A 16,081-nucleotide genomic window follows, 5' to 3' on the forward strand; every position below is an offset into this window, starting at 1 on the left:
CCGCGGTCAGCCGGCCCGGTCCGTTGCAGCGCTGTCCTTGCGCAGGCTTGCGAACAGCGACCACGCCATGCCTGCGAGCAGCAGCAGGCCGACACCCAAAGCCCCCCAGAGCCACCACTTGCGCGACGGATCGTGCGGCGCCGTTTCGGGAACGGGCGCGAGCGCGGCGGCTGCGACAGCGGCATCGACCGCAGCCACCGGCAGCGTGACCGAGGCGCCGTCCGCCGCGACGGGCTTGTCCGCGGCGTAACCCGGAATCAGCGTCGACAGCGCGAGCGGCGCACCCGGCACCGCCCCCTGCACAGCGCCCGTGTCGGGTGCCGCGCGCCACGCGAGCGAGAACGGCGCGCTGCCCTGCGCCAGAAACACCAGCGTGCGCGGCGTGGCCCCCACGGCGATCGTCGGCGGTGTCGCGCCGAGCACGCTCACCGGGCCAGCGGTGCGCAGCCGCAGGCGCGAATACACCGCGCCGTCGAGCGCCAGCACCGGCGAGCGCGCCTCGCCGCCGGCTTGCGCGAGGCGGTACACCACCGCATCGAGCAGCGGCGCCTCGCCCGGGCCCGTGGGCAGCGCGGTCGCTCGGCGCTGCTGGTGCCGCAACGCGTAGAGCGGATTGCGCGGCACGAACTGCGGCGGCGTCGCCGAAGCCGGCGCGGCGTCGACGAGGCCCGACACGCCGACCTGAGCCAGCGTGTTGATGTCCGCGAGGTCGATGCGCAGGCTCTGCACCGGCAGGCCGTGCGGCAGCAGGTAGTCGCAGTGGTCCTCGGCGCAGCGCTCGGGCTTGAGCGCGCCGGACCATTCGATCGGCGCCACCGGCTCGACCTCCTGCACGCTGTCGATCTCCACCTTGGCGAGCGGCGCGCCGTGCTGCGGATCGCTCCAGCGCAGGCGCAGGAAGCGCGTGCGCAGGTTGCCCAGCTCGACCGCCATGCGCTCGATGGTCTGGCCGCCGTGGGCCAGGCGCACCAGTTGCTCATCGCCGCCGACCGGGCGCCATTGCCGCAAGTCCTCGCTGGCCTCCAACCGGAAAGTGAACAGGCCGCGTGCATCGGGCGCGACCTCGAAGCGCGCCTGCAGCAGGCTGCCCTTGACCTGGCTCACGTCGATGAGCCATTGGGTCGCGTCGTTCGCCTTGGCGGCGGTCTTGCTGTCGAGCGCCAGGGAGCCGTCGGCACGCACGGTGAAAGCGAGCGCGGTGTCTGCCGATGCGGTGTTGCCGGGCAACGCGAAGATCGGCACCGCTTGAGAGGCCGTGCGCGGCGCCGCCGCCTCGTTGCGGAGCCACGCGTAGGGCACGGCATGGCCAGCAGCGTTGTGAACCCGCAGATCGCTTAGGTCACCGTAGGCAGCGCGACCGTAGATGGCGAGCGGCAGCGTGAGCCGGTGGTATGGCCCAGCGCCCTGCAGCGCGATGGGTGCCGAGGTGACCGGCTGCGCCTGAGCGGCGCCCGCCACCGCCATCAGCGCGGCGGCGACAACATGAATCGAACGGCCGCTCATACCGCACCTCCTTCGGCCGGCGCCATCTTCGGCTCCGCCTCTTCCTTCTTCGGCGGCACCGGCGCGAAGTACCCCACCAGCAGCAGCAAGGCGCCGACGGCAATGAACGACACGATGCGGAACAGCCCGCCGCGGTCCGCCAGCTCGACGAAGAAGAGCTTGAGCACCACCACGCCGAGCAGCGCGGCGCCCGCGATCCACAGCGTGCGCACCCGGCGCCCATGGCCCAGCACCATCGCGACCACGCCGCAGATCGCCCAGGTGATCGACAGCGCCGCCTGCGTGAGCCACGAGGCGTAGAGCGCATCGAAGCGCCACTCCACGCCCGCGTAGTGATGGCAGGCGCGCAGCACCATGCCGGTCAGCAGCGCGAGGCCGGTGAAGCCGACCGCGCCCTTGGCGACCATCGGCTGCACGCGCGCGAAGGAGCCTTCTGGCAGCGCGCGCCACCAGAGCACCATCGCGAACAGCACGAGCCATTGCGCGAGTTCCAGTGGATTGAGCAGCGGCACATAAGGCAGCGGCGCCGCATCGCCGGGGCTCACGGCGTTGGTCACCCACACCCATGCCAGCAGGTACACCGCCACCGGCGTCGCGGCGAACTCCAGGTAGGCGCTGCGGTATTCATTGAGCGGCCAGCGCTGCAGCAGCACGCGCGAGCGCAGCGCCCACAGCACGAGCGCCGGCACGATGGCCCAGCCCAGCAGTTGCCAGCTCGACCATTCGGCGCCGATGCGGCCGAGCTGCCACTGGCATTCGCGCGCCGCGAGCAGCAGGAAGAGCCAGAAGCCCGCGACGTGGAACGGCGTCAGCACCGAGGCGTCGAGCCAGCGCTTCTGCGCACGCAGCAGGCGCAGATGCCACACGAGCGCCAGCGGCCACGCGATCCAGCCGAGCGCGCTCGACGGCACGTAGAACGGCGTCGGGCCGCCCGCGATGCCGTAGGCGGCGATCAGCCCGAAGCCGGGCAGCGTGGCCAGCGTCGCCCGGCCGAGCTGTGGCCAGTCGCGCCGGTGCGCCACGAGCGCGGACAGCACGGAGGTCACGAGCACCACCGCCATGGCGGCTGCGGGCACGTGGCTCGCCAACGCGTGGAGATTCAGCGTCCGGACGCTTTCGTCCAGCATGCCGAAGAGCCACCAGCCCAGGCCCCAGACCACCGGCGTCCACAGCACCGCAGGCAGGGCGCACCACGCATTGACCCAGCGCTTGCGCGCCGTGCCGACGGCCCCGGTTTCGCGCGGCCGCGCCTCGTCGCGCAGCCAGTCGCCGGCCAGCAGTGCCGTGAGGCCCAGCACCACCGGCGTCCAGAAGCCCAGATGCCCGAACGCGGGGCGCAGCACGCGCATGTCGCCGCCCATCTCCGCGAGCACGATGAAGAGGACCGCCGAGACCGCGTGCAGCACGCCCGCGAACACCGCGAGCGGCAGGTGCGCCATGCGCAGCGCCACCCACAGCACGACGGTGGCGGTCAGCGGCCACAGCAGCGCGGCCTGGGTGAGGCTGATCTGGAACAGCATCGCCAGGTGCAGCAGGCCCACGCCCGCGATCACGCCCACCACATTGCCGACCGACCACACGGGCTGCACGCCGCGCGCCAGTGCCGCGCGGTGCGCCTGCCGCATCGACCAGGCGGCGCTGCCGAGCACGCTGAGCGCGATCAGGCACGCGGCCGCGGCGCCCTGCCAGCCGCTTTCGAGCGCCTGCGTGGCATCGAGCCCATCGCCCGCGCGATGCAGCGTGGCGACGAAACCCGCCACCGCCAGCGCCTGCATGCCGAAGCTCACGGAGGTGAGCGGCAGCAGCGCAAAGCGCACGGCGACCGCGAAGGTGACCGATGCGAGCACGGCCGTCGCCGCCGCGGCCCAGGGCGGCGTGAACCATTGCCACAGCAGCAGCGTGAGCGCGGCCATGCCGAGCCACGGCAAGGCGCTGCCGACGATGGCTTCGAGGCTGTCGCCCTCGTCGAGCTTCGCGCGGCGGTGCATGGCCCACATCGCGAAGGCGCTCGCCGCGACCAGCAGCGGGCCGATCACCGAGCCCTGCAGCAGCGGGTGCCCCGCGGCCCCATCGACCTGCGTGGCTTCGAGCAGCTTCCACACGGCGCCCGCGAACACCAGGAACGAGAAGGCGCGCGCATAGACGCGCCCTTGTCGCGCGCCCAGCCAGTACATGCCGGCGGCCTCGACCGCCCACGCCGCACCGGTCCACTGCCCTTCGAGGCCGAGCGGAATGGCGAGCGTGCCGAAGATCACGCCGACGATGGCGTAGGCCTCCGCCAGCAGCGCGAGGCCCTTGGGCTGCGTGGCGAACACCAGCCGGCCCATCACGAGATAGAACGCCGCGAGCGCCATCGCCGAGAACGCGGCGCCGTATTCCCACGGATGCATCAGCAGGTACTGCATGCCGAAGGCGACCATCGGCGTGCCGAAGACGAGCGAGCTGTCGACCCGGCCGGCGCGTCGCAGCGTGTCGAGCGCGCGCGTGGCGAGCGGCTGCGCGGGCTGCACCGGCGCGTCGAACAGCGTGCGACGCGCGAAGAACAGGCCGATCGCGGTGAAGAGCAGGAAGAACACGACGAGGAACGGCTGCACGATGCCGTACTGGTCGTCGGTGTAGTACTTGTGCGCCCAGCCGGCCGCAAGCGTGAAGGTGCCCACGAAGCCGATCAGGTTGAGCACGCGCCAGGCCTTGAACCACGCGATCAGCACGATGCCCACGTCGAGCACCAGCAGGTAGGTGAAGAGGCCCACCGGCTGGTTGGAGCCGGTCGATGCCAGCACCGGTGCGGCAAAGCCTTCGAGTGCGGCGACGATGGCGAGCAAGGGTGCGTTTTGTAGCACCGCGAGCGCGGCGCTGAGCACCGCCACGCCGAACAGGAACGCGAAGCCCACGCTGGCCGGCAGCAGGCCGCTGAGCTTCATGGCTGCGAGCGTCGTGAGATAGAAGACGCCGATGCCCGCGCCCTGCAATATCAGCGCATAGCCCGCGCGCTTGTGGCGCAGCAGCCAGCCCAGCACCAGGAGACCCGCGCCGACCAGCGCGACCGCGGCGTAGCGCAGCTCGATCGGCACCGTGACGCGTTCCGCCGTGTAGCGCAACAGGAAGGCCAAGCCGAGGAACAGGATCAGCACGCCGAGTTTCACCAGCATGTTGCCGCCGAAGATCAGGTTGGCGATCGGTGCGGGCAGGCGGTCGCGCAGCGGGACCGGTGGTGGCGCAGGCGGCGGTGGCGGGCGGCGCACCAGCGGCGGCACCGCGACCGGCGCGGGTGCGGGGACGGTTTCAGGCGGGCGCGGTGCGACAGGTTTGTCGATGACGGGAGTAGCAGGTGCCGCGGCCAGCGACTCTGGAATGGCCTCCTTGGCGACGGCAGCAGGCGGCGGAACCTGCATGGTCACGATGCGCCGCCGCGTCATCTCGGCGGCGCGTGCAGTCGCTGGTTCGCCCAACGGCAGCGAAGGCGCCTCTGCGACGGGCTTGCCGCCCATGGACGTGGCGAGATCGGCGGCCGGCGCGATGACCGGTACGGGTGCGGGTGCGGCGATCGCCTCGCCCGCGCCCTGCGCGAGCCGGCGTTCCAGCTGGTTCACCCGCTCTTCGAGCTCGGTGACCCGCTGCTGCAGCTTCAGCACGCCACCCGCGGGCGCCCCTGCGGCCGGCGTGCCGACGGCGCGCCCTTCCGGCAGGCCGCCTTCAGCTTCGGTGCGCTGCGGCGCGTCTTTTTTCTTCTTGCCGAACAGCTTCGAAAACGCGAACGCGCCGACGAGTGCGAGAACCAGCGCCACGGGCACCGATTCGAAGATCGCCCCAATGAACAGGCCGGCAATCATGCCTATGAACCACATCCCTGACTCCCCATGTTTTGGCGAGTCCGGAGTGTACGGCTGATCCCGGCGAAAACCGCCGTGATGCCCGTCCTGCCTATGCCGTCAGCTATAGCTTTGGTAGCAGCTTCAGACGGGTGCGAGTCTGACCGGTGCGAGTCAGACCGGCGTGAGCTTGGCCACCGAGAGCGCCAGCCACTTCACGCCATGGCGCGTGAACTTGACCTGCGCGCGCGCGTCGTCGCCCGTGCCTTCGAGCGCCACCACCGTGCCCTCGCCGAACTTGTTGTGGAACACCTGCATGCCAGAGCGCAGGCCGTGCGACGGCGCGGTCTTCTGCGGGGGCACCGGCGGGCTGGCGAAGGTGTCCTTGCTGCCGCCGTAGCTGCTGCTTGCGCCGCTGTAGCCGCCACTGCCGCCGCGCGTGCTCCCGTAGCCGCCGCCGTAGCCAAAGGCCGACGGCGTGAAGCCCTGGTTCTTGGGCGTGAGCCACTTGAGCGCGCCCTCGGGCAGCTCGTCGAAGAAGCGGCTCTTGACGTTGTAGCGCGTCTGGCCGTGCAGCATGCGCGTCTGCGAATGGCTCAGGTACAGGCGCTTGCGCGCGCGGGTGATCGCCACGTACATCAGGCGGCGCTCTTCTTCGAGGCTCTCGAAGTCGCTCATCGAGTTCTCGTGCGGAAAGAGCCCCTCCTCCATGCCGGTGATGAACACGCAGTCGAACTCCAGGCCCTTGGCGGCATGCACCGTCATGAGCTGCACCGCGTCCTGCCCGGCCTGCGCCTGGTTGTCGCCCGATTCGAGCGCGGCATGCGTGAGGAACGCGGCCAGCGGGCTCAGCGTTTCGCCGGTTTCGGCGTCGGGGGCGAGCGGCTCGTCGAGCACCGGGCGGGTCGGGTCGATGCCCTGGCTCGCGGGCGACTGGCGCAGTTCGTCGACCGGCAGCGCCACCGCGTCGCGGCCGAAGCCTTCCTGCGTGACGAAGCTCTCGGCCGCATTCACCAGTTCGTCCAGATTCTCCAGGCGGTCGGCGCCTTCGCGGTCGGCCTTGTAGTGCTCGACGAGGCCGCTGTGGTCGAGCACCAGCTCGATGATCTCGCGCAGGCTCACGCCCTGGGTTTGCTCCCGCAGCACGTCGATCTTGGCGACGAAGCCCGTGAGGTTCGCGCCCGCCTTGCCGCCCACGACGCTGACCGCGTCGTGCAGCGAACGACCGGCCGCGCGCGCCGCGTCCTGCAGGGTTTCGAGCGTGCGCGCGCCGATGCCGCGCGGCGGGAAGTTGACGACGCGCAGGAAGCTCGTGTCGTCGTCCTTGTTTTCCAAGAGGCGCAGGTAGGCCAGCGCATGCTTGATTTCGGCGCGCTCGAAGAAGCGCAGGCCCCCGTACACGCGGTACGGCACCGAGGCATTGAAGAGCGCCGTCTCGATCACCCGGCTCTGCGCATTGCTGCGGTAGAGCACGGCCATCTCCTTGCGGTCGAAGCCGTCGCGCACGAGCTGGCGCATTTCCTCGACCATCCACTGCGCCTCGGCAAGATCGGTGGGCGACTCGTACACGCGCACCGGCTCGCCCGGGCCTTGGTCGGTGCGCAGGTTCTTGCCCAGGCGCTTCTTGTTGTGGCTGATGAGCTCGTTGGCCGAGTCGAGGATGTTGCTGTAGCTGCGGTAGTTCTGCTCCAGCTTGATCTGGTGCTGCACGTCGAACTCGCGCACGAAGTCGGCCATGTTGCCCACGCGCGCGCCGCGGAAGGCGTAGATGCTCTGGTCGTCGTCGCCCACGGCGATCACGCTGTTGTTGGGGTTCGGCGTGAACTGTCCGCCGGCGGTGTTGCCCGAGAGCATCTTGATCCACGCGTACTGCAGGCGGTTGGTGTCCTGGAACTCGTCGATCAGGATGTGGCGAAAGCGCCGCTGGTAGTGCTCGCGCACCGGGTCGTTGTCGCGCAGCAGTTCGTAGCTGCGCAGCATGAGCTCGCCGAAGTCGACCACGCCTTCGCGCTGGCACTGCTCTTCGTAGAGCTGGTAGAGCTCGACCTTCTTGCGGTCGTCGTCGCTGCGGATCTCCACGTCCTTCGGGCGCAGGCCGTCTTCCTTGGCGCCGGCGATGAACCACTGGGTCTGCTTGGCGGGAAAGCGCTCGTCGTCGACGTTGAACTGCTTCATCAGGCGCTTGATGGCCGAGAGCTGGTCTTGCGTATCGAGGATCTGGAAGGTCGAAGGCAGGTTGGCCAGCTTCCAGTGCGCGCGCAGGAGGCGGTTGCACAGGCCGTGGAAGGTGCCGATCCACATGCCGCGCACGTTGACCGGAAGGATCGCGGTCAGCCGCGTCATCATTTCCTTGGCGGCCTTGTTGGTGAAGGTCACGGCCAGGATGCCGCCGGGGGAGACCTGGCCGGTCTGCAGCAGCCAGGCGATGCGGGTGGTGAGCACCCGCGTCTTGCCGGAGCCGGCGCCCGCCAGGATCAGCGCATTACCCTGCGGCAAGGTGACCGCAGCGCGCTGCTCCGGGTTCAGGTTCTGCAACAGCGGCAGTTCCGGGGGGTTGGCATCAGCCGCGAGATCGTTAAACAACATCCACCGATTGTAGAAACCACCGCGTATGCGGGTTATACGAAGAACTGGAAGACCCGCCCTTGCGACACCGCGTAAAATCAATCACCGGGCCCAAGATTCTTGCGCCCGGTTTTTTGTGGGCGTTTCCTTTATGGAATGCCCCATGAAGACCGGCCGGACCAAGCGCTCATTCGTTTTTTTCAACGATTCCTTTCAGGAGCCTTGGTCATGCAGATTTTCGATTACGACAACATCCTTTTGCTCCCGCGCAAGTGCCGCGTGGAGAGCCGCTCGGAGTGCGATGCCAGCGTCACGCTGGGCGAGCGCACGTTCCGCCTGCCGGTGGTGCCGGCCAACATGAAGACGGTGGTCGACGAGTCGATCTGCCTGTGGCTTGCGCAGAACGGCTACTTCTACGTGATGCACCGCTTCGACCTGGACAACGTGAAGTTCGTCAAGGACATGCAGGGCAAGGGCGTGTTCGCCTCCATCTCGCTGGGCGTGAAGAAGCCCGACTACGAGACCGTCGACCAGTTGGTGGCAGAGGGCCTCGTGCCCGAATACATCACGATCGACATCGCGCACGGCCATGCCGACAGCGTGAAGAACATGATCGGCTACCTGAAGGAAAAGCTGCCTAAGGCCTTCGTGATCGCCGGCAACGTCGGCACGCCCGAAGCGGTGATCGACCTGGAGAACTGGGGCGCGGACGCGACCAAGGTGGGCATCGGCCCGGGCAAGGTCTGCATCACCAAGCTCAAGACCGGCTTCGGCACGGGCGGCTGGCAGCTGTCGGCGCTCAAGTGGTGCGCGCGCGTGGCGACCAAGCCGATCATTGCGGACGGCGGCATCCGCGACCATGGCGACATCGCCAAGAGCGTGCGCTTCGGCGCCTCGATGGTGATGATCGGCTCGCTGTTCGCGGGCCATGAAGAATCGCCGGGCAAGACGGTGGACGTGGATGGCACGCTCTTCAAGGAGTACTACGGCTCGGCCAGCGACTTCAACAAGGGCGAATACAAGCACGTCGAGGGCAAGCGCATCCTGGAGCCGATCAAGGGCAAACTGGCGAACACGCTGGTGGAGATGGAGCAGGACGTGCAGAGCTCGATCAGCTACGCGGGCGGCCGCACGCTGATGGACATCCGCAAGGTCAACTACGTCACGCTGGGCGGCGACAACGCGGGCGAACACCTGCTGATGTAAGCGCCCTGCCCCGGGCTGTGCCGGTCAGGCTTCTAGCAATTGCACCGCGTGGCGGTGCAGCGCGTGGGCCGGATCGGCAAATGCGTCGACCACGCCGAAGTGGTCCAGGCCCGGCAGCACCTCGCACACCGGCACGGCGTTGCGGCCCCAGGCGTCGCGGATCATCGTGTTGTGGCGGAGGAATTCGGGGCTCTCATTCCCACCGGCGGCTGCATAGAGCTGGCCGCGCGGCGGCGCGGGCCAGAGCGCGGGGCTCGCACGGTGCGCGTCCGCATCGGTCAGCCTCAGCGTGTGCTCCAGGAACGGCGTGCGCTGCAGCGGCCGCAGGTCGTAGAGGCCCGAGATCGAGAGTGCGTTGCGCACCAGCCGTGCGGGCAGATCGGGCGCGACCGCTTTCCAATCGCAAGACAGCAAGGCCGCCGCCATGTGGCCACCGGCCGAGTGACCCGCGACGGTGATGCGCGACGGATCGCCGCCATAGGTCGCGACGTGGCGCCAGGTCCATTCGAGCGCACGCACCATCTGCATGAGGATGCCCGGCACGGTGACAGGCGCCTCGACCGTCCCCGGACACAGCGCGTAGTTGGGCACGACGACGCAGATGCCGCGGTCGTTGAACGTCGGCGCGATGAAGGAATGCTGGCTCTTGTCCATCGCACGCCAGTAGCCGCCGTGGATGAAGACCAGCACCGGCGCGTCGGGGATCGGCGCGGGGAAGATGTCGAGCGTCTCGTTCGGGCCGTCGCCATAGCGCAGGTCGATCCGGCCGGGCAAGGCATCGCGCACCGCGGCCGATTCGCGCGTCCAGCGCTCGAAGTACGCCGGGTGATCTTTCACCCGCGCGAGGTTGTTGTACATGCCTTCCAGCCAGGCGGGGTCGTACGAGGCCATGCGGTTGCTGCTCTTGGTTTTTAGGAGGCGCGAATCTTGGCACGACAACGTGCGCGGGGACGGGAGTCTGGTTAGAATTTGCGCTGTGTTGGGGGGGTAGCTCAGCTGGGAGAGCGCCGCGTTCGCAATGCGGAGGTCGTGAGTTCGATCCTCATCCTCTCCACCAACCGATTTGAAAAAGGCCTTGGCAACCCGCCAAGGCCTTTTCTTTTGGGTGGCTCAGGTATCGAGCGACAGATGCTGGCCATGCAACGCCGCCGCCGCGGGCGATGCGAGGAAGCCGATGGTCTGCGCCGCGACCGACGTCGACACCCACTCGGCCGGATTGGCATCGGGCATGGCCTGGCGATTCGCCGGTGTGTCCAGCACGCTCGGCGCCACGCTGTTCACGCTGACGCCGTGCGGCGCGGCCTCGGCGGCCATCGCTTCCACCAGGCGCTGCAATGCGCTCTTCGATGCGATGTACGCGGCCATCGCCGGCACGCCGCGCGCCGCGACCTTCGCCGTCACGGCGACGATGCGGCCGGCCTTGCGTTCGATCATCGAAGGCAGCACGGCCTGCGTCACCGCGACGAACGACCATGCGTTGAGATTCATCATCCGGTCCCAGCTCGCGCGCGAGAGCGCATGCGTGGCCTCGCCCATTTCGAAACCGCCTGCGATGTGCACGAGCGCGTCGACGCGGCCAAAGGCCTTGAGCGCCTGCCCGGTCAGCTCGGCCATCTCGGGCGCCGAGGTCACGTCGCCTGCGAGCAGCAGGTGCTGCGAGTTGTCGAGCCCCGGAAAGACTTCGGCCAGGCGGCCCGCATGATGGTCGACCAGCGCAAGGCGCGCGCCCTGGTCGAGGAAGTGCTGCGCCACCGCGCGACCCAGTGCGCCCGCGGCACCGGTGATCACGACGTGGGGCGTGGTGTTTGCATCGCTCATGAAAATGCTCCTGTTTGAGGAGGGGCGAGGCCCCGTCGGTGGCGCATCCTAACGCCGCGGTTCACAATTTTTTTGGACACCGGAAAATTCTGGGATATACTCGTGGTCTTGCCTGAAAACGCTAGTCGTTTACAGCGCTGGGGCTCTTAGCTCAGTTGGTAGAGCAGCGGACTCTTAATCCGTAGGTCGAGTGTTCGAGTCACTCAGGGCCCACCACCAACATGGCGGAAACGCTGAAAAAGCCTGCTACCTCACCGGTAGCAGGCTTTTTTATTTGCTCGCCGACATCACGGCGAACTCGCCCCGTCCTGCCGCGTGGCCCAGTCGTCCACGAATCTCGCGAGCACCTCGCGCTTCTCGCCGATCTCGGCCATCAGATATTGGCGCGCATGCTCCTGGGCCAATTCGTTCGACAGGAACCACTGCTCCCGCGCGGGGCCGCCTTGCGGCGGCGGCGTGCCCCAGGTGGCAACGCTCTTTCCAAGAAATGCTTCGGTGACTGGCAACCGCCCATCAGTCTTGCCGATGTCCGACAGCGCATTGCGCGGACCGCCGAGCGCGACGCGCACCTGGACGACGTCGCTCTCCGCATGAACAGATGCGCCCAGCCCACCCGCCTGGTGCACCTGCCAGAGCTGCGCCGCGGACGCATTGCGAACCCAGCTTTCGAGTGCGCGCGTCAAACTCTCGAGGATGATTTCTTTGTTCATATATGCACTATTTCACATTTAGGACTGCCAATCCCGGTCTTCGATCACGCAAATCTACAAAGTCCAACGCATGACATGGCATCTTGTACCTGCTGTCACGCATCACAACAATCAGGATTCCAGGGACATCCCACTTCGAAGCAAACAGCTCGTTCGACCCGCTTCGGCGGGTTATTTTTTGCCCTCCCGCATCCAGGCCGAACGGCGACGTTCGGCGACAACACAATCCATGGTTCCGGCGAAGTGATTGCTGGCCTGCGCTATATTTCTCCCATGGAAAAGGCGTCCGACATAGGCAAACCCACCGTCCCCATCGACCTGATCGGGCCGGAACACTGGGGCCGCTCCAGGCGCGGCAATGGTCGGGTCACCAAAGTGCTCTGCATCATCGTGGGCGGCCTCGCGGCTGCGGGGGTGATCGCCTACCGCGTGTTCGGCGTCGGGCGCTGAGCGTTCCGTCCGCACAAGAAAAGGCCCGCTGTCCGACGACAGCGGGCCTTTTGCATGAGGGTCGAGCCGATGCACAGCAGCACCCTCTCACTGAAGCCGAGAGCCCTTGGGCAGCCGCCTGGCCAGCCACTCGTGCACGTCCGCGCGAATGTTGCGGCCTTCGAGCAGGAAGTTCTCGAAGCGGCTCGGCACATACGGCAGGTAGACCAGCGGCATGCCGGCTTCCTCCGGCGTGCGCGCGGCCTTCCTGTTGTTGCAGACTGCGCACGCACTCACCAGGTTGGTCCAGGTCCACGGACCGCCGCGCGACTCGGGCAACACGTGCTCGCATTGAAGATCGCGTTCGGCGAACACACCCGCGCAGTACGCGCAGGTGTGGCGGTCGCGGCGCACCAGCTTGCTCTTGGTGACGCCGGGCACCACGTCGAACAAGTTGATCTTCGACGCGCCGCGCAGCGCGATGATGGGCGCCACCTCGATGCGCGACTGCACACCGCGCGCGACGTTGAAACCGCCACGCAACGTGGCCAGCGGCAGGTCGCCGTCTTCCCAAGCGACCGATCCGGTGGCGTAGTGCAGCACCGCCTGCTCCAGCGAAATCCAGGCTTGCGGCGTGCCCTGAATATCGAGTTGCAGGACGTGAGGTTGCATGATGGCTCGCCTCCTTTTGCGGCGATGGTCGAATGAGTGAAGAAAAAAAGAGATGGGGTACACGAACGGAATCGAACCGTCGTCAGCGGGACCACAACCCGCGGCTCTGCCATTGAGCTACGCGCACCATGAAGAGAAGAATGCCGATCGGCCCGCTACCACTCGCCCACTTCGCGCACGCGCTGGTCGAGATCGAGGCACTCGCGCAGTCGCGAATGGCCCAGTGAAGCGGACGAATTCCCCGCTGCACGCCGCGCACCAGTACCGATGCCGAAGCGGCGAAGAAAGGCGAGCACCATGCGGCTGCGCGGCTGGGCCGGGCGCACGGTGATCATCCGGATCGGGGTGTTGCGCTTGCGCATGGTGACTCCTTGGTTGTGACAGCAAACAAAAAAACTGGCCCCACGTGCACGACTCGAACGTGCAACCCCTTGCTTCGTAGGCAAGTGCTCTGATCCATTGAGCTAACGCGGGATGAAAAACAAAAAGTGTCCGGTTACGAGTTCCGGCGCCGCCCCATCTTTGCGGCCGGTTTCCGCGGAAGGACCATCTGCAATGGCCCGGTCCCGCTCGGGTTCGGTGCGAAAAAACGAATGACCGCTTTTCCATTTCGGTTGTGCCCTCACGCGACGGACAGCGCGCTGGGCGCTGTCCCGTACGACGTCGCTGCACAGGAGGGATCAGTTCCTGCACATCCCGCCAGACCGTCGACGCGGTGGGTCCTGGCGGTGTGGTGAAGGCACACCCGAAATGACAAAGCACGACAAACAAAGCAAAAACAAAACAAAAAGGCCCGGAAACCTTTCGGTGTCCGGGCCTCTGCTGGAGAGAGCTTGGAAGGTCTGCGCCTATGCGCAACCTCCGCCCGGTAGCACCTGATCCTCGAACTTGCCAACGCGCAGGCGCGCTGCGGTTTGCGTGGCATGCACGTAGCTCTGGTGCAGATTCGATTTCGACGACGGCATGCCGAACCCACCGCCACACGACCACACGCGCACGAACGCCCGGCCCGATGCGGGTCGAATGTTGGTGAGGGTCAGTGCGGTGTTCACGATGGGTCCTGGTCAAAAATTGCCGCTGTCGGCTGTTGAGGGTTGGAAAAAGGGGACGGCTTGCGCCGCGAATGAGGGCAACTGTAAATAGTGTTTACTGCAACGTCAACAACCGGGACAATCTTTTCTTGTCTTGTTGTTGTTTTTGAACAGAGTGCCCAATACCACCGTCGCGCGCCGTCGCAATGTCCTTGCGCTGCATCGCCGCTTTCTCGAGGGCGCCATTGCCGCCGGCCTGCCAGCCAAGGGGCTGGACCAGTCCTTCGCGAAGAAGATCGAAATCTCCCCCAGCATGTGGAGCCAGATCAAGAGCGCCCGGCCCATCGGCGACAACCTCGCGCGCCAGATCGAGCGGCATTGCGAGGTGGAGGCCGGCTGGCTCGACAAGGAGGACCGGCCCTCCGAGGTGCCGGACGCGGCGGAAGAGCGCTTCGTCGCGGCCGCACGCGAGGCGTGGCGCGCGGCCAATGCCAAAGGGAAAAGAGAGCTCAGCGGTTGGCTGAAGAAACACGCGCAAGACGCCGAGCCGGCGCCCTGAAGCTCAAGCCAGACCAGGCGCCTCGCGAAGGATCGCCGCGCGCATGTCGTCCGGAATCGCGACCGCGCGATGCGTCTCGAGCGATGTCGTCACGATCACCTGCGCCATCTGCATCCGCACTTCGCCACTTTCGGCACCGAAGCAGCGCACCGCCAGCGTCATCGAGCGCGAGCCCAGCCGCTCCACGACGAGCCCGAGCGTCACTCGATCGCCCATCCGGCTCACCGCACGAAAGTCCACCTCGAGCTTCACGGTCGGCAGCCCGATGCGGCGCTCGGCCACGAGCCCGTGATAGCTGAGCCCCAAGCCTTCGTTCACCCAGTCTTCGACGAGCCCGTTGAGCATCACGAAGTACTGCGGATAGAACACGATGCCCGCCGGATCGCAGTCCGAAAACCGGATCAGCCGCGGCCGCCGGAACTCCGCACTCGCCGCCGCGAGGTCGACATGCGTAGCCTCGCTCATGCTCAACCCTCCTCGCCCCCGGCCTCGCCGCGCATCACGTGCACGCGCAGCAGCCCGAGCTGGCTGTGCATCTGCTTGACCGTCTTCATGTCCAGGCCCGAGAACATCTCGAGGATCCATTGCTCGTGCTCGCTCGCCATCGTCTCGAAGGTGCGCCGCCCGGCGGGCGTGAGGCTCACGATCCATGCGCGGCGATCGTCGGGGCTGGGCGCGCGCGCCACCATGCCTTCGCGTTCGAGTTCGTCGGTCAGGCCGGTCACATTGCCGCCGGTCACCATCAGGTAGCGCGAGAGCACGCGCATCTTGAGCCCGTCCTTGTAGCGGTGCAGCTGCGCCATGTAGTCGAAGCGCGCCAGCGAGATGCCGAAGCGCTCGCGCAGCCGGCGGCGGATCTCGGCCTCGATCTGCGTGGTGCTCGCGAGCATGCGCAGCCACAGCTTGAGCATCGCGTGGTCCTCGTGGCCGGCGCGGCCCTCGTGGCCGAGTTCTTCGGCGTCGCTGAGCGCGGCGTGCGAGGCATCGTTGCGTGTCATGTCACTTCTCCTCCCGAAACCGAAATCGACTGGCCGGTGACCGACGCAGCGCCCTCCCCGCACAGCCATCGCACGGCATCGGCCACCTCGGCCGGCTGCACGATGCGTTTCTGCGGGTTCACACTGGAGAACTCCGCGAGCGCATCGGCCTCGCTGCGCCCGGTCTTGCCGACCACATTCGCGACGCTGTTGCGCAGGATGTCGGTGTCGGTATAGCCAGGGCACACGGCATTCACCGTGATGCCCTTGCGCGCCACTTCGAGCGCGAGCGATCGCGTGAGGCCGATCACGCCGTGCTTGGCCGCGGTGTAGGCCGAGACGTAGGCATAGCCCTTCTGCCCCGCCGTGCTCGCGATGTTGACGATGCGGCCCCAGCCCGCTTCGAGCATGTCGGGCAACGCGGCCTGCGCGCACAGGAAGCTGCCGGTGAGGTTCACCGACAGCATCCGCTGCCACAGCTCGACCGAGGTCTTGAGGAACGGCGCACTCTCTGCAGCGCCGGCGTTGTTGACGAGGATGACGATCGGGCCCCGCGCCGCACGGGCCTGCGCGAAGGCCGCCTGCACGCCCTCCGGATCGGCCACATCGGCCGTCGCCACGCCATGCCCGCTACCGGCAAGCGTATCGGCCACGCGCTGAAGCGCTTCGCGGTCACGCCCCAGCAAGGTCAGCACAGCGCCTTCGGACGCCAGGGTGCGGGCGATCTCGGCGCCGATGCCGCGCGCCGCGCCGGTGACGAGAGCGTGACGGCCAGTGAGTAAATTTGATTGCATACCTG

At 67.4% G+C, this 16,081-nt stretch carries 15 protein-coding genes and 4 tRNA genes; 5 read left to right on the top strand and 14 right to left on the bottom strand.

Annotated elements, in window-relative coordinates; translation table 11 throughout:
• Positions 1 to 6 precede the first annotated feature (6 nt).
• The 3 genes from JC881_RS23455 to JC881_RS23465 form a co-directional block, all read right to left on the bottom strand.
• Positions 7 to 1,503, bottom strand: a complete 1,497-nt coding sequence (locus JC881_RS23455; RefSeq protein ID WP_198788128.1) for a DUF3999 domain-containing protein — start codon at positions 1,501 to 1,503, stop codon at positions 7 to 9.
• On the bottom strand, positions 1,500 to 5,336 hold the full coding sequence (locus JC881_RS23460; protein WP_233101995.1) for a DUF2339 domain-containing protein: 3,837 nt from the start codon (positions 5,334 to 5,336) through the stop codon (positions 1,500 to 1,502). The genes JC881_RS23455 and JC881_RS23460 overlap by 4 nt, the downstream gene beginning before the upstream one ends.
• 153 nt (positions 5,337 to 5,489) lie before the next feature.
• Positions 5,490 to 7,901, bottom strand: a complete 2,412-nt coding sequence (locus JC881_RS23465; RefSeq protein WP_198788131.1) for a UvrD-helicase domain-containing protein — start codon at positions 7,899 to 7,901, stop codon at positions 5,490 to 5,492.
• A 207-nt stretch (positions 7,902 to 8,108) separates the two neighbouring features.
• Between JC881_RS23465 and JC881_RS23470 the strand changes: the two genes are divergently transcribed.
• A complete protein-coding gene (locus tag JC881_RS23470) occupies positions 8,109 to 9,086 on the top strand; it encodes a GMP reductase (RefSeq protein WP_198788133.1) in 978 nt (325 codons plus the stop codon).
• A gap of 24 nt (positions 9,087 to 9,110) precedes the next feature.
• On the opposite strand, the gene JC881_RS23475 is transcribed toward JC881_RS23470, so the two are convergent.
• Positions 9,111 to 9,977, bottom strand: a complete 867-nt coding sequence (locus tag JC881_RS23475; protein WP_198788134.1) for an alpha/beta hydrolase — start codon at positions 9,975 to 9,977, stop codon at positions 9,111 to 9,113.
• 90 nt (positions 9,978 to 10,067) lie between these two features.
• Between JC881_RS23475 and JC881_RS23480 the strand changes: the two genes are divergently transcribed.
• Positions 10,068 to 10,143 (top strand) — tRNA-Ala (locus tag JC881_RS23480).
• Between the two features lie 53 nt (positions 10,144 to 10,196).
• On the opposite strand, the gene JC881_RS23485 is transcribed toward JC881_RS23480, so the two are convergent.
• Complete coding sequence (locus JC881_RS23485) at positions 10,197 to 10,904, bottom strand: SDR family NAD(P)-dependent oxidoreductase (RefSeq protein WP_198788135.1); 708 nt, start codon at positions 10,902 to 10,904, stop codon at positions 10,197 to 10,199.
• A 140-nt stretch (positions 10,905 to 11,044) separates the two neighbouring features.
• On the opposite strand from JC881_RS23485, the gene JC881_RS23490 reads away from it, so the two are divergent.
• A tRNA-Lys gene (locus JC881_RS23490) sits at positions 11,045 to 11,120 on the top strand.
• Between the two features lie 71 nt (positions 11,121 to 11,191).
• Here the strand turns inward: JC881_RS23490 and JC881_RS23495 are convergent.
• A complete protein-coding gene (locus JC881_RS23495; protein WP_198788136.1) occupies positions 11,192 to 11,614 on the bottom strand; it encodes a hypothetical protein in 423 nt (140 codons plus the stop codon).
• A 273-nt stretch (positions 11,615 to 11,887) separates the two neighbouring features.
• Between JC881_RS23495 and JC881_RS23500 the strand changes: the two genes are divergently transcribed.
• On the top strand, positions 11,888 to 12,064 hold the full coding sequence (locus JC881_RS23500; RefSeq protein ID WP_198788137.1) for a hypothetical protein: 177 nt from the start codon (positions 11,888 to 11,890) through the stop codon (positions 12,062 to 12,064).
• Between the two features lie 87 nt (positions 12,065 to 12,151).
• Here the strand turns inward: JC881_RS23500 and JC881_RS23505 are convergent, their stop codons facing one another.
• The 5 genes from JC881_RS23505 to JC881_RS23525 form a co-directional block, all read right to left on the bottom strand.
• The gene (locus JC881_RS23505; protein WP_198788138.1) at positions 12,152 to 12,715 is read right to left on the bottom strand and encodes an HNH endonuclease; all 564 of its coding nucleotides are present in this window, start codon (positions 12,713 to 12,715) and stop codon (positions 12,152 to 12,154) included.
• Positions 12,716 to 12,768: 53 nt separating this feature from the next.
• Positions 12,769 to 12,842 (bottom strand) — tRNA-His (locus JC881_RS23510).
• A 28-nt stretch (positions 12,843 to 12,870) separates the two neighbouring features.
• Positions 12,871 to 13,077: a short-chain dehydrogenase gene (locus tag JC881_RS23515; protein WP_198788139.1), complete on the bottom strand. Its 207-nt coding sequence runs from the start codon at positions 13,075 to 13,077 to the stop codon at positions 12,871 to 12,873.
• Positions 13,078 to 13,112: 35 nt separating this feature from the next.
• Positions 13,113 to 13,189 (bottom strand) — tRNA-Arg (locus JC881_RS23520).
• Positions 13,190 to 13,563: 374 nt separating this feature from the next.
• Positions 13,564 to 13,767, bottom strand: a complete 204-nt coding sequence (locus JC881_RS23525) for a hypothetical protein (RefSeq protein WP_198788140.1) — start codon at positions 13,765 to 13,767, stop codon at positions 13,564 to 13,566.
• Between the two features lie 154 nt (positions 13,768 to 13,921).
• On the opposite strand from JC881_RS23525, the gene JC881_RS23530 reads away from it, so the two are divergent.
• Positions 13,922 to 14,305, top strand: a complete 384-nt coding sequence (locus JC881_RS23530; protein WP_198788141.1) for a hypothetical protein — start codon at positions 13,922 to 13,924, stop codon at positions 14,303 to 14,305.
• Positions 14,306 to 14,308: 3 nt separating this feature from the next.
• Here JC881_RS23530 and JC881_RS23535 read toward each other — a convergent pair whose 3' ends face one another.
• From JC881_RS23535 to JC881_RS23545, 3 genes are read right to left on the bottom strand one after another with little or no spacing between them, the layout of a single operon-like run.
• Positions 14,309 to 14,770: an acyl-CoA thioesterase gene (locus tag JC881_RS23535; protein ID WP_198788142.1), complete on the bottom strand. Its 462-nt coding sequence runs from the start codon at positions 14,768 to 14,770 to the stop codon at positions 14,309 to 14,311.
• 2 nt (positions 14,771 to 14,772) lie between these two features.
• Complete coding sequence (locus JC881_RS23540; RefSeq protein ID WP_198788143.1) at positions 14,773 to 15,303, bottom strand: MarR family winged helix-turn-helix transcriptional regulator; 531 nt, start codon at positions 15,301 to 15,303, stop codon at positions 14,773 to 14,775.
• Positions 15,300 to 16,076 (bottom strand): SDR family NAD(P)-dependent oxidoreductase, encoded by a 777-nt coding sequence (locus tag JC881_RS23545; protein WP_198788144.1) that lies wholly within the window; start codon positions 16,074 to 16,076, stop codon positions 15,300 to 15,302. Before JC881_RS23545 ends, JC881_RS23540 begins: the two co-directional genes overlap by 4 nt.
• Between the last annotated feature and the right edge of the window lie 5 nt (positions 16,077 to 16,081).

It is taken from the genome of Variovorax sp. IB41, assembly GCF_016405905.1.
Classification (GTDB): Bacteria; Pseudomonadota; Gammaproteobacteria; order Burkholderiales; family Burkholderiaceae_C; genus Variovorax.

What these genes read in the sequence shown, in the direction of transcription:
- JC881_RS23455 (WP_198788128.1), bottom strand. Translation starts at nt 1,503, where the DNA reads ATGAGCGGCCGTTCGATTCATGTTGTCGCCGCCGCGCTGATGGCGGTG.
- JC881_RS23485 (WP_198788135.1), bottom strand. Translation starts at nt 10,904, where the DNA reads ATGAGCGATGCAAACACCACGCCCCACGTCGTGATCACCGGTGCCGCG.
- JC881_RS23500 (WP_198788137.1), top strand. Translation starts at nt 11,888, where the DNA reads ATGGAAAAGGCGTCCGACATAGGCAAACCCACCGTCCCCATCGACCTG.
- JC881_RS23540 (WP_198788143.1), bottom strand. Translation starts at nt 15,303, where the DNA reads ATGACACGCAACGATGCCTCGCACGCCGCGCTCAGCGACGCCGAAGAA.
- JC881_RS23515 (WP_198788139.1), bottom strand. Translation starts at nt 13,077, where the DNA reads ATGCGCAAGCGCAACACCCCGATCCGGATGATCACCGTGCGCCCGGCC.
- JC881_RS23475 (WP_198788134.1), bottom strand. Translation starts at nt 9,977, where the DNA reads ATGGCCTCGTACGACCCCGCCTGGCTGGAAGGCATGTACAACAACCTC.
- JC881_RS23495 (WP_198788136.1), bottom strand. Translation starts at nt 11,614, where the DNA reads ATGAACAAAGAAATCATCCTCGAGAGTTTGACGCGCGCACTCGAAAGC.
- JC881_RS23465 (WP_198788131.1), bottom strand. Translation starts at nt 7,901, where the DNA reads ATGTTGTTTAACGATCTCGCGGCTGATGCCAACCCCCCGGAACTGCCG.
- JC881_RS23460 (WP_233101995.1), bottom strand. Translation starts at nt 5,336, where the DNA reads ATGATTGCCGGCCTGTTCATTGGGGCGATCTTCGAATCGGTGCCCGTG.
- JC881_RS23470 (WP_198788133.1), top strand. Translation starts at nt 8,109, where the DNA reads ATGCAGATTTTCGATTACGACAACATCCTTTTGCTCCCGCGCAAGTGC.
- JC881_RS23505 (WP_198788138.1), bottom strand. Translation starts at nt 12,715, where the DNA reads ATGCAACCTCACGTCCTGCAACTCGATATTCAGGGCACGCCGCAAGCC.
- JC881_RS23535 (WP_198788142.1), bottom strand. Translation starts at nt 14,770, where the DNA reads ATGAGCGAGGCTACGCATGTCGACCTCGCGGCGGCGAGTGCGGAGTTC.
- JC881_RS23545 (WP_198788144.1), bottom strand. Translation starts at nt 16,076, where the DNA reads ATGCAATCAAATTTACTCACTGGCCGTCACGCTCTCGTCACCGGCGCG.